Consider the following 12110-nt stretch of genomic DNA (forward strand, 5'->3'; position numbering starts at 1 on the left):
CCTCCCTGCGACACCCCCTCACCGAAAGGTGAGTTGCACGGAAGTGCCCCTTTTCTTTCCAAGAAACCTTGGTGAGAAGGTCATGGATCTGTGAAGGCCCTTTGATTTGCACTCGTCAATCGGTCAGGGTTTCGAGCGGGCCGCCGAAGAGCTTCCCGCAGGCGGCCCAACCCCCCACAAATCCTGACGAGAAGAGGCCATTTCATGGCAACTCACAAGCGCGCCCGCACCCTCAGGATCACCCTCGCCGTCGCGACTGCGATCGTTGCGGCGGCGGGCGTGACCGTCGCCGTCGGTCCGTTCGCCGGGGCGAGCCCGGCGCCCGCCGAGGGGACCGTCTACGGCCTCGGCGCCCAGAACGCCGTGGCGGGCAGCTATGTCGTCCTGCTCGACGGAAAGACCGACAAGGCCGGGAAGTCCGAGCTGGCGAAGGAGTACGGCGGCACCCTGCGCCGCAGCTACGACTCCAGCGTCAACGGATTCTCCGTCAGCAACCTCACCGAGACGGAGGCCAAGCGGCTCGCCGCCGATCCCGCGGTCGCGAAGGTGGTCCAGAACCGCACCTTCTCCATCAGCGCCACCCAGGAGGAACCGCCGTCCTGGGGCCTCGACCGCGTCGACCAGACCGACACCGCCGGGGACCGGAAGTACACCTACCCCGACGCCGCCGGTGAGGGCGTCACCGCGTACGTCATCGACACCGGAGTCCGGGTCGGCCACCAGGACTTCGGAGGCCGCGCCTCCGACGGCTTCGACGCCGTCGACAACGACGGGACCGCCCAGGACGGCAACGGCCACGGCACCCACGTCGCCGGCACCATCGCGGGAACCGGCCACGGCATAGCCAAGAAGGCGAAGATCGTCGCCGTCCGTGTCCTCGACGACAACGGCTCGGGCACCACCGAGCAGGTCATCGCGGGCATCGACTGGGTCACCGAGAACCACCAGGGCCCGTCCGTCGCCAACATGAGCCTCGGCGGCGGCGCCGACCCCGCCCTCGACGAGGCCGTCAGGAAGGCCATCGCCTCCGGCGTCACGTTCGGCGTCGCCGCCGGAAACGAGTCCTCCGACGCCGGGCAGGGCTCCCCCTCCCGCGTCACCGAGGCCATCACCGTGGCCTCCTCCACCGAGGACGACCAGCAGTCGAGCTTCTCCAACTTCGGCTCGGTCGTGGACCTCTACGCCCCCGGCTCGGAGATCACCTCCGACTGGAACGACAGCGACACAGGCACCAAGACCATCTCCGGCACCTCCATGGCCACCCCGCACGTGGTCGGCGCCGCCGCCGTCTACCTCGCGGGCCACCCGGACGCCACCCCCACCCAGGTCGCGGACGCCCTCGTCGGCGGAGCCACCTCCGACAAGATCGGCAACGCGAGCCCCGGCACCGCCAACAAGCTCCTGAAGATCGTCGAGTAACCGCCGGAGCACCGGACACCACGGCCCGTCCCGCCCCTTCCCGGGGGCGGGACGGGCCGCCGTCGTGCGCGGAGGCGGGAGCCGTACGACGTCGTACGCGGGGCCGCTCGGTGCGGGGCGGCTGATGTTCGAGCAGTTCCGCGTACGAGCCCATGGCCAGGGCGATGGCCGCCCGGACCCAGAACCGGTTGGACGCGGGGCCGTGGCAGACGGGCTTCTCGTCGCAGAAGAGGCCGTGGAAGGTGGGGGTGCCGGCCGGCGGGGTGGCGTCACGGCCCTTCCGGCTGTTGGTGGCGCCGCCCGCGATGGTGCCCTCTCGGACTGGAGCCAGCGGTAGAACTCCAGCTCTGCCGGTCGAGGCTGGCCGCCCCGTCGGCGACGCCGGTGGTCGGCTTGGGCCTGAGCGGGGCGTACTCACTGAGCGCGTAGGCGGCGAGCGGGTTCCGGTAGCCGCCGTGGGCGTGGCTGGAGCCGATCCGCCAGGACCAGCCGCTTCGTTGGTCGTGCGGTCGACGCTGCACCGCACGTCGGCGGCGTGGGCCGTGGTGGCACCGACGGCCGTGAGACCGAGAGGGAGGGAGAGCCCCGCGGTCAGCGCGGTCAGCTGCCGGCGGGGGCGCGTTCTTGGTCGGAGGCGTGGCATGGGGGTGGTTCTCCTCGCGGCTCGTGAAGTCGGGGGGAGCGAAGAGCGGAACGTTTCCGGAAACAAGCCCTGAACCAGTGGGAGCGCTCCCACTGTGCAGTTGGGGCACGGCGGCGTCAAGGTGCGTGAAGAGTCGAAGGCAATCGGCGGGGAATTTGCCCAACACCTCTTTTGCTTGGCGTCGGTTGACGCTACGGTCTGCCCCGACCAGTGGGAGCGAATCCGTCCGGTCGGCACACCGTCAGTGGTGTGCCCTCGCTGCGAGGACTCGCTCATGCGACATCCCCCACGTCTGTCCGCGCTGCTCTCCGGAGCGGCGCTCACGATGGCGAGCACCGCGCTCGCCCTCATGGGTACGGCCTCAGGAGCCGCGGCCGCACCCGTCTGCACGGTGGAGTACTCGGTCGTCGGCCAGTGGGCCGGCGGCTACCAGGGCGCGGTCACCGTCACCAACAACGGCGCCGCGCTGAACGGCTGGAGCCTCGGCTTCGGCCTCCCGGCCGGCCAGGTCGTCAGTCAGGGCTGGGGCGGCAAATGGTCCCAGTCCGGGGCCGCCGTCACGGTCGTGAACGAGGGCTGGAACGCCGCGCTCGGCACGGGCGCGAAGACCACGGGCGGCTTCATCGCCTCGTGGTCGGGGGCCAACACGGCACCCACCGCGTTCACGCTCAACGGCACGCCGTGCGAGACCGGCACCCCCACGACACCCACACCCACACCCACACCCACACCCACCGACCCGACCACACCACCCACCACACCCCCGACGGCTCCCACCCCCGCCCCCGGCGCTCCCGAACTCAGCGTTTCCGGCAACAAGTTCACCGATCAGAACGGCACGACCCGCCGCCTGCTCGGCGTCAACCGCTCCGGCGGCGAGTTCATGTGCGTCCAGGGCTACGGCATCTGGGACGGTCCCGTCGACGACGCCTCGGTGAAGGCCATCGCCGGCTGGAAGGCCAACACGGTCCGCATCCCCCTCAACGAGGAGTGCTGGCTCGGCCTGGACAACATCAAGCCCGAGTACCGGGGCGCCGCATACATCAGCGCCGTCAAGGACCTGGTGAACAAGGTCCTCGCCCACGGAATGACCCCCGTCGTCGAACTGCACTGGACGTACGGCCAGTACACCGGCAACTCGGCGGGCTGCTCCGACGTGCACGCCGGCTGCCAGAAGCCGATGCCCGACGCCCGGTACACCCCGGCGTTCTGGACCTCGGTGGCGAACACCTTCAAGAACGACAGGCGAATCGTCTTCGACCTGTTCAACGAGCCCTATCCGGACCGGGCGGCCTCCACCGCGACCCAGGCCTGGTCCTGCTGGCGCGACGGCGGCACCTGTCCGGGCATCGGCTACGAGGTGGCCGGCATGCAGGATCTGGTGGACGCGGTCCGCGCCACGGGTGCGAGGAACCTCGTCCTCGTCCCGGGCCTCGCATACTCCAACGACCTGAGCCAGTGGCTCTCGTACCGCCCCACGGACCCGGCGGGCAATCTGGCCGCCGCCTGGCACGTCTACAACTTCAACACCTGCTCCGACGAGACGTGCTGGAACGACACCCTCGCCCCGGTCGCCGCCGAGGTGCCCCTCCTCGCGGGCGAGATCGGTGAGAACACCTGCGGACACGCCTTCGTCGACCGCGTCATGAAGTGGTTCGACGACCGCGGCCTCTCGTACCTGGGCTGGACCTGGAACACCTGGAACTGCACCTCAGGTCCCGCACTGATCAGTGCGTACGACGGCACTCCCACCGCATTCGGCATCGGGCTGCGCGACCACCTGCGCGGTCTCACCCCCTAAGGGCCCCCGAGGCCCCTCCGAAAGGAATCCCCACCCGCATGAGCCGCACCAGAAACACCAGCCGCACCGCCCTCCTGGCGGCCCTCGGCCTCATCACGGCCACCGGCGCCACCGCCACCGCCTTCGGCACGGCGACCGCCGGCGCCGCCACCCCCGGCTGCAAGGTCGACTACCAGATCAGCAACCAGTGGAACACCGGCTTCGGCGCCAACGTGACCGTCACCAACACCGGTGACCCGGTGGCCTCCTGGACCCTCGAATGGTCCTACGCGGGCAATCAGCAGGTCACCCAGGGCTGGAACGCCACGATCACCCAGTCCGGCGCCGCCGTCACGGCGAAGAGCCTCTCCTACAACGGCAGCCTGACCACGGGCGGTTCGACCTCCTTCGGCTTCAACGGCTCGTACAGCGGCACCAACGCCGTGCCCGCCACCTTCAAGCTGAACGGCGTCGTCTGCAACGGCGCCACCGAGCCGACGACACCCCCGACCACACCTCCCACCACTCCCCCGACGACCCCGCCGACCACTCCGCCCACCACGCCTCCGGCCGGCAGCAAGGCGGACAACCCGTACGCCGGCGCCAAGGTGTACGTGAACCCCGAGTGGTCCGCCAAGGCGGCGGCCGAGCCCGGCGGCGCCAGGATCTCCGGCCAGCCCACCGGCGTCTGGCTCGACCGGATCGCCGCCATCAACGGCTCCGCCACCTCCATGGGCCTGCGCGCCCACCTCGACGAGGCCCTGCGGCAGAAGGGGTCCGGCGAGCTCGTCGTCCAGCTGGTCGTCTACAACCTGCCGGGCCGCGACTGCGCCGCGCTCGCCTCCAACGGCGAGCTGGGCCCGACGGAGATCGGCCGGTACAAGACCGAGTACATCGACCCGATCGCCGCGATCCTCGCCGACTCCACGTACGCGGGCCTGCGGATCGTCACCACGGTCGAGATCGACTCCCTGCCCAACCTGGTCACCAACGTCTCGGGCCGCCCGACGGCCACGCCCAACTGCGACGTCATGAAGGCCAACGGCAACTACATCACCGGCGTCGGCTACGCGCTCAAGAAGCTCGGCGCGATCGGCAACGTCTACAACTACATCGACGCCGGCCACCACGGCTGGCTGGGCTGGGACGACAACTTCGGCCCCTCCGCCGAGCTGTTCAGGCAGGCCGCCACGGCCGAGGGCTCCACGGTCTCCAACGTCCACGGCTTCATCGTCAACACCGCCAACTACAGCGCCCTCAAGGAGGACCACTTCACGATCGACGACAGCGTCAACGGCGTCTCCGTACGCCAGTCGAAGTGGGTCGACTGGAACCGCTACACCGACGAACTGTCGTACGCCCAGGCCATGCGCGCCAAGCTGGTCTCGCTCGGCTTCGACAGCAACCTCGGCATGCTGATCGACACCTCCCGCAACGGCTGGGGCGGCGCCGCCCGGCCGACCGCGGCGGGTGCGACGACCAGCGTCGACACCTACGTCAACGGCGGCCGCTACGACCGGCGCATCCACCTCGGCAACTGGTGCAACCAGTCCGGTGCCGGTCTCGGCGAGAGGCCCCAGGCGGCACCGGCCGCGGGCATCGACGCGTACGTCTGGATGAAGCCCCCGGGCGAGTCCGACGGCGCCAGCAAGGAGATCCCGAACAACGAGGGCAAGGGCTTCGACCGGATGTGCGACCCGACCTACACGGGCAACGCCCGTAACGGGAACAGCATGTCGGGGGCGCTGCCGGACGCCCCGATCTCGGGCCAGTGGTTCTCGGCCCAGTTCCAGGAGCTCATGAAGAACGCCCACCCGGCGCTGTAGCCCGGTCCCCGCCCCCGCGCGCGAGACCCCACGGGATACGGATCCCGTGGGGTCCTCGGCGCACCCGCCGACCGGGGCGGGTGCGCCCTCAGCAGGACTCGCGCACGATCAGTTCCGTGGGCAGCACACGCCGGCGCGGCTCCTCCGGCGCCTCCGGGCTCCCGTGGATCTCCTGGATCAGCATCCGGGCCATCGTGCGGCCCATCTCCTCGATGGGCTGCCGCACGCTCGTCAGCGGCGGGTCCATCAGCCGTGCCACCGCCGAGTCGTCGACGCCCACGAGCGCCACGTCCTCGGGGACCCGCCGTCCGGCCTCCCGGAGGACCCCGCGCGCACCCGCCGCCATCACGTCGGACGCGGCGAACACGGCGTCCAGGTCCGGGCTGCGGTCGAGCAGCAGCCGCATCGCCCGCCGGCCGCCCTCCTCGGTGAAGTCGCCGACCGAGACGAGCGCCTCGTCGGGCGCGATTCCGGCCTCGGCGAGCCCGGCCCGGTAGCCGCCGAGCCGGGCGCGGGCGACGTACATGTCGGGCGGCCCGGTGACGGTGGCGATACGGCTCCGGCCACGCGCCACGAGGTGGGCGACGGCCGCCCGCCCTGCGCCGATGTTGTCGGAGTCGACATAGGCCACGGGCTCGGCCTCGGATCGGCGTCCGTTCATGACGACCGGGAGGCCCAGTTCCCTGATCCGGTCGGGCAGCGGGTCGTCGCCGTGGACGGAGGCGAGCAGCACGCCGTCGACGCGCTGGGCGGCGAGGTACTGCTCGAAGCGCTGGCGCTCCTGCTCGCTGCGGACCAGGGTGAGCAGCAGCTGCTTGTCGGCGTCGGCGAGTTCGGCGCTCACCCCGCGGATGAGGTCGAGGAAGTACGGCTCCGCGAAGAGCCGGGCCTCGGCCTCGGGGATGACCAGGGCGATGGCGTCGGTGCGACTGCCGGCGAGGGCGCGGGCGGCCTGGTTGGGGACGTAGCCGAGTTCGGCGACGGCTCTGGCGACCGCCGTTCTGGTCTGCTCGCTCACCCGGGGAGAGCCGTTGATCACCCGGGAGACCGTGCCCCGGCCGACTCCCGCCCTGGCCGCGACCTGCTCCAGGGTCGGTCTGCCGTTCTGCCGTCCGTTCACAACCGCCGAACTCCCCTCATAGGACAACGTGCCGCTCACCCGGGCCCGCGACGGCCGATGGGAGCGCTCCCACACTAGTTCACCGGACTCGCCCGCGCCACGAGCGTGCGTTCAGGAGATGACGGCCCCACCCTCGCCCGGCGCCGCGAAACCCCGGGAAAACCTTCCGGTAACGAATCCGCGTTCATGTCTTGACACCCGCACCCGCCAGGCAGCAACCTTCCGGCAACGACGTGGGAGCGCTCCCATCCGGGATGCGCACAGCCTTGCATCAGGTCCTGGCGGGCGCCGCCGAGCCGCGATCAGCCGGCCGGGCCTCTTGGCGCACAACGAGCACCACCTTTGGACGAGGAGAGTGGAATGCGCACTTCCAGCAGCAGACGCGGACGCCGTGCGGCGGTCGCGGCGGTCGCCGCCGTCGTGACCGGCACGACCCTGCTCACCGGTTGCGGCAGCGACAGTGACGACGCCGCCCCGGGCGGCGGGAAGATCACGCTGCGGGTCGGGACCTTCGGTTCCTTCGGCTACGACGACAAGACCGGCGCCAAGCTCTACGCCGAGTACGAGAAGTCCCACCCCAACATCAAGATCGAAGAGTCGAACGTCGCCGACGGCCAGAAGTACTGGGACACGCTGAAGCTGCGCCTCTCCCGCAACAGCGGCCTCGCGGACATCCAGGCCGTCGAGGTCGGCTTCATCGCCGAGGCGACCGGTCCCACCATGGCCGGCAAGTGGGTGGACCTGAGCAAGGAAGGCGGTGCGGACATCGGCGCCTTCCTCGACTGGAAGGTCAAGCAGGCGACCACCGCCGACGGCAAGGTCATCGGGCTCGGCACGGACATCGGCCCCATGGCCATCTGCTACAACAAGGACCTCTTCGCCAAGGCCAAGCTGCCCACCGAGCGCGATGCCGTCGCCAAGCTGTGGGCCGGCGACTGGGGCAAGTTCCTGGAGACCGGCAGGACGTACCAGAAGAGCGCGCCCGCCGGCACCTCCTTCCACGACTCGGCGAGCGGCCTGTTCAACGCCGTCGTCTCCAGCGACCCGGTGCAGTACGCCGACGCCAACGGCAAGCTGGACTGGGAGAACAGCCCCGGCGTCAAGAAGGCCTGGGACACCGCCGTCGCGGCGGCGCAGGGCGGACTCACCGCCAAGCTCCGCCAGTTCGACGAGAAGGGCACCTGGAACGCGGCCTTCAAGAACTCGAAGTTCGCCACCGTCGCCTGCCCCAGCTGGATGACCGGCATCATCAAGGACCAGGCGGGCCCCGCCAACCAGGGCAAGTGGGACATCGCCGCACCGCCGGTGGCCGGCAACTGGGGCGGCGCCTTCCTCGCCGTACCGAAGTCCGGCAAGCACGCCAAGGAGGCCGCCGAGCTCGCCGCCTGGCTGACCGCCCCCGCGCAGCACGCCAAGGTGTTCGCGGTCAACGGCAACATCCCCTCGTCCAAGAACACGCTCACCTCGTCGGCGGTCCAGGACGCGAAGCTGCCGTACTTCGGTGACACCCCGGTGGGCCGGATCTTCTCCAGCGCGGCGGCCGGCATCACGCCCGCCACGATCAGCCGCTACGACGGCCAGGTGAAGACCTTCCTCACCGACAACGGCATCCTCGACATCGAGCAGCGGGGCACCGACCCGGCCAAGGCCTGGGAGAACGTCAAGAAGCTGGTCGACGACAAGATCGACCAGTAGCGGGGGGCGCCTGCCGGTCCGCCGCCGCCTCCGGGCTGCGGGCCGGCACCGTCCGCACCACCGCACGCATCGACCTGGAAGGACGCCCCCGTGGCCACCTCCGTTCGGGCGCGGCCGGACGGCTCCCCGCCGCCCCCCGCACCGCCCTCCTCCCCCGGCCCGCACCGCCGCGCCCCCTCCGGCGGCCTGCGCAGCACCCTCTACCGCTGGGACCTCAAGGCCGTCCCGTACGTCTTCGTCGCCCCCTTCTTCCTCACCTTCGCCGCCTTCGGCCTCTTCCCGCTGATCTACACCGGCTGGCTCTCCCTCCACCGGGTCGAGCTGGGCGGCGACGCGCAGTGGAAGGGCCTGGAGAACTACACCGACCTCGCGACCAGCGAGTTCTTCTGGAACGCGCTGGTCAACACCTTCACCATCGGGGTCATCTCGACCGTCCCGCAGCTGCTGATGGCGCTGGGCCTGGCGCATCTGCTGAACTACAAGCTCCGCGGCCGTGGTTTCCTCCGGGTCGCGATCCTCGCCCCGTACGCCACCTCGATCGCGGCGGCGACCCTGGTCTTCGCGCAGCTGTTCAACACCGACTACGGGCTCATCAACACCTTCCTCGACGCGGTCGGGTTCGGCCCGGTCGACTGGGAGGCCTCCCGGTGGCCCGCGCAGATCGCGATCTCCACGATCGTCACCTGGCGCTGGACCGGCTACAACGCGCTGATCTACCTCGCCGCCATGCAGGCCGTGCCGCAGGACCTGTACGAGGCGGCCTCGCTCGACGGGGCCTCGCGCTGGCGCCAGTTCCTCAGCGTCACGATCCCCTCGATCCGGCCCACCATCCTCTTCACGATCGTCGTCTCCGGCATCGGCGCCACCCAGCTCTTCGGCGAGCCGATGCTGTACGGCGGCAGCGTCGGCATCAGCGGCGGCAGCGGCAACCAGTTCCAGACGCTGAGCCTGCTGATGTACGAGAAGGGCTGGGTGACCGGCGCGCTGGGCCAGGCCTCGGCCATCGCCTGGGTGATGCTGCTGCTCCTGCTGATCGTCGGCGGCGTCCAGGCGCTCGTCTCCCGCCACCAACGCAAGAAGCTGGGGGGCTGACTCATGGCCCGCACACTCGACACACCGAGCCCGGCGCTCCGGGCGCCCGACAACGCCGCGCCGGGCCGGCGCTCCCGGCGGTCGCCCGGACGCCGGCTCCGTCAGTCGGCCGGCCGACAACACCACGCCGGACCGCTGACGTACGTCCTGCTGGTCGTCGCCGCCGTGGTCTCGCTCTTCCCGCTGTACTGGAACGTGGTCGCGGCCTCGCACACCGGCGAGCGGGTGGTGGAGGCGCCGGCGCCGCTGCTGCCGGGCTCCCGTCTCCTGGACAACCTCACGTTCGCCTGGAACCAGGTCGACATGGGCGCGGCGCTGGTCAACACGACGATCGTGGCGAGCCTGGTGGCCGTGTCCACCGTCCTCTTCTCCACGCTCGCGGGCTTCGCCTTCGCCAAGCTGCCGTTCCGCGGCCGGGGCCTGCTGCTGTCGCTGGTGGTCGCCACCATGACGATCCCGCCCCAGCTGAGCGTCATCCCGCTCTACCAGATCGTCACCGACCTCGGCTGGGTCGACCAGCTCCAGTCGGTCGTACTGCCCTCGCTCGTCGCCGCCTTCGGCGTGTTCTTCATGCGGCAGTTCCTCGTCGAGGCGCTGCCGGTCGAACTGGTCGAGGCGGCCCGGATGGACGGCGCGCACAGTCTCCGGATCATCTGGCACGTGGTCTTCCCGGTGGCGCGGCCCGCCATGGCCGTCCTGGGCATGCTGGTCTTCGTCCAGGCGTGGAACGACTTCTTCTGGCCCTTCATCGCGCTCACCCCGGACGGCAACCCCACCCTTCAGGTGGCGCTCGCCGGACTGGGCGCGGGCAACCACACAGTGGACCAGGCCGTCGTGCTGACCGGCGCCCTGCTGTCCACCGTTCCGCTGCTGCTCGTCTTCGCCTTCCTCGGCAAGCACATCGTCGGCGGCATCACGGCCGGCGCCGTGAAGAGCTGACCGGCCGCGCCGATGCCTTCTCCGTACCGAACGTCCCTACCCCGTAACCGCGTTGGGAGCGCTCTCCTATGACCGCGTCCGATACCCGGCCGCTCACCGCCACCCGTTCGTTCCCCTCCGGCTTTCTCTGGGGCGCCGCGACCGCCGCGTACCAGATCGAGGGAGCGGCGGCGGAGGACGGCCGCACCCCGTCCATCTGGGACACCTTCTCGCGCACTCCCGGCAAGGTCTTCGAGGGCCACACCGGTGACGTGGCCGTGGACCACTACCACCGGTTCCGCGAGGACGTCCGCATCATGTCCGAACTCGGCCTGAACGCCTACCGGTTCTCCGTCTCCTGGTCCCGGGTGCAGCCCACCGGGCGCGGACCGGCCGTGCAGAAGGGCCTGGACTTCTACCGGGCGCTCGTCGACGAGCTGCTCGCCGCCGGGATCGAGCCCGCCCTCACCCTCTACCACTGGGACCTGCCACAGGAGTTGGAGGACGCCGGCGGCTGGCCGGAGCGCTCGACGGCCGAGCGGTTCGGCGAGTACGCGGGGATCGTCGCCGACGCCCTCGGCGACCGGGTGACCCGCTGGACCACCCTCAACGAGCCCTGGTGCAGCGCCTTCCTCGGCTACGGCTCCGGGGTGCACGCCCCGGGACGCACCGACCCGGTGGCCGCCCTGCGCGCCGCGCACCACCTCAACCTCGGGCACGGTCTCGCGGTCCGGGCCCTTCGCTCCGCGCTCCCCGCCGACCGGCAGCTCGCGGTCTCGCTCAACCTCCACGAGGTCCGCGCGCTGACCGCTTCCGACGAGGACCGGGACGCGGCCCGCCGGATCGACGCCGTCGGCAACCGGATCTGGCTGGGCCCGATGCTGGAGGGCGCCTACCCGGAGGACCTGATCCGCGACACGGAGCGGGTGACCGACTGGTCCTTCGTCAAGGACGGCGACACCGCGACGGCCGGGCAGCCGCTGGACCTGCTGGCGATCAACTACTACACGCCGACCCTGGTCTCCCGCGTACCCGAGGGGGCGGAGAAGCCGCAGGACGACGGGCACGGGAACAGCGATCACTCGCCGTGGCCCGGCGCGGACGATGTCGCCTTCCACCGGGCGCCGGGCGAGCGGACGGCGATGGGCTGGCCGGTCGACGCGAGCGCCCTGTACGACCTGCTGACCCGGGTGTCGGAAGCGTATCCGCAGCTCCCGCTGGTGATCAGCGAGAACGGGGCGGCGTACGAGGACGTGGTCGGCCCGGACGGCTCGGTGCACGACCCGGAGCGCGCCGCGTATGTGCACGCGCACCTGGAGGCGGTCCACCGGGCAATCTCGGAGGGGGTCGACGTACGCGGCTACTTCCTGTGGTCCCTGCTCGACAACTTCGAGTGGGCGTACGGCTACGCGAAGCGGTTCGGCGCCGTGCGGGTGGACTACGACACCCTGGAGCGGACCCCGAAGTCCAGCGCCCGCTGGTACGCGCGGGTGGCGCGGTCGGGCGAGCTGCACGCCCCCGACGGCGGCTGACCGCCGCACACGCGGGAGGGCCGCGCGCACCGCACATGCGGGAGGGCCGCGCCGGACGAACCGGCGCGGCCCTGCTTCACGGTGT

8 protein-coding genes and 1 pseudogene are annotated in these 12110 nt (G+C 70.8%); 7 read left to right on the forward strand and 2 right to left on the reverse strand.

Going from position 1 to position 12110, the window contains the following annotated elements; translation table 11 throughout:
* Nucleotides 1–204: 204 nt before the first annotated feature.
* Nucleotides 205–1419, forward strand: coding sequence for a S8 family peptidase (locus ABT154_RS23905; RefSeq protein ID WP_351858847.1), 1215 nt, complete (start codon nucleotides 205–207; stop codon nucleotides 1417–1419).
* Between the two features lie 178 nt (nucleotides 1420–1597).
* Here ABT154_RS23905 and ABT154_RS23910 read toward each other — a convergent pair.
* A pseudogene (locus ABT154_RS23910) lies at nucleotides 1598–1922 on the reverse strand (glycoside hydrolase family 48 protein); the annotation flags it as partial.
* Between the two features lie 414 nt (nucleotides 1923–2336).
* On the opposite strand from ABT154_RS23910, the gene ABT154_RS23915 reads away from it, so the two are divergent.
* Nucleotides 2337–3863: a cellulase family glycosylhydrolase gene (locus ABT154_RS23915; protein ID WP_351858849.1), complete on the forward strand. Its 1527-nt coding sequence runs from the start codon at nucleotides 2337–2339 to the stop codon at nucleotides 3861–3863.
* A gap of 38 nt (nucleotides 3864–3901) precedes the next feature.
* Entirely contained in the window at nucleotides 3902–5668 is a 1767-nt protein-coding gene (locus tag ABT154_RS23920) for a glycoside hydrolase family 6 protein (RefSeq protein ID WP_351858850.1), read from the forward strand.
* An 88-nt stretch (nucleotides 5669–5756) separates the two neighbouring features.
* Here ABT154_RS23920 and ABT154_RS23925 read toward each other — a convergent pair whose 3' ends face one another.
* Entirely contained in the window at nucleotides 5757–6788 is a 1032-nt protein-coding gene (locus ABT154_RS23925; RefSeq protein ID WP_351858852.1) for a LacI family DNA-binding transcriptional regulator, read from the reverse strand.
* A gap of 360 nt (nucleotides 6789–7148) precedes the next feature.
* On the opposite strand from ABT154_RS23925, the gene ABT154_RS23930 reads away from it, so the two are divergent.
* The 4 genes from ABT154_RS23930 (at nucleotide 7149) to ABT154_RS23945 (ending at nucleotide 12025) form a co-directional block, all read left to right on the forward strand.
* A complete protein-coding gene (locus tag ABT154_RS23930; protein ID WP_351858853.1) occupies nucleotides 7149–8483 on the forward strand; it encodes an ABC transporter substrate-binding protein in 1335 nt (444 codons plus the stop codon).
* 90 nt (nucleotides 8484–8573) lie between these two features.
* Nucleotides 8574–9575, forward strand: coding sequence for a carbohydrate ABC transporter permease (locus ABT154_RS23935; protein WP_351858855.1), 1002 nt, complete (start codon nucleotides 8574–8576; stop codon nucleotides 9573–9575).
* A 3-nt stretch (nucleotides 9576–9578) separates the two neighbouring features.
* Entirely contained in the window at nucleotides 9579–10514 is a 936-nt protein-coding gene (locus ABT154_RS23940; protein WP_351858857.1) for a carbohydrate ABC transporter permease, read from the forward strand.
* Between the two features lie 68 nt (nucleotides 10515–10582).
* Nucleotides 10583–12025, forward strand: coding sequence for a GH1 family beta-glucosidase (locus ABT154_RS23945; protein ID WP_351858859.1), 1443 nt, complete (start codon nucleotides 10583–10585; stop codon nucleotides 12023–12025).
* The last annotated feature ends 85 nt before the right edge of the window (nucleotides 12026–12110 follow it).

Origin of the sequence: Streptomyces sp. NPDC001728 (assembly GCF_040297565.1) — a bacterium.
Lineage (GTDB): Bacteria > Actinomycetota > Actinomycetes > Streptomycetales > Streptomycetaceae > Streptomyces.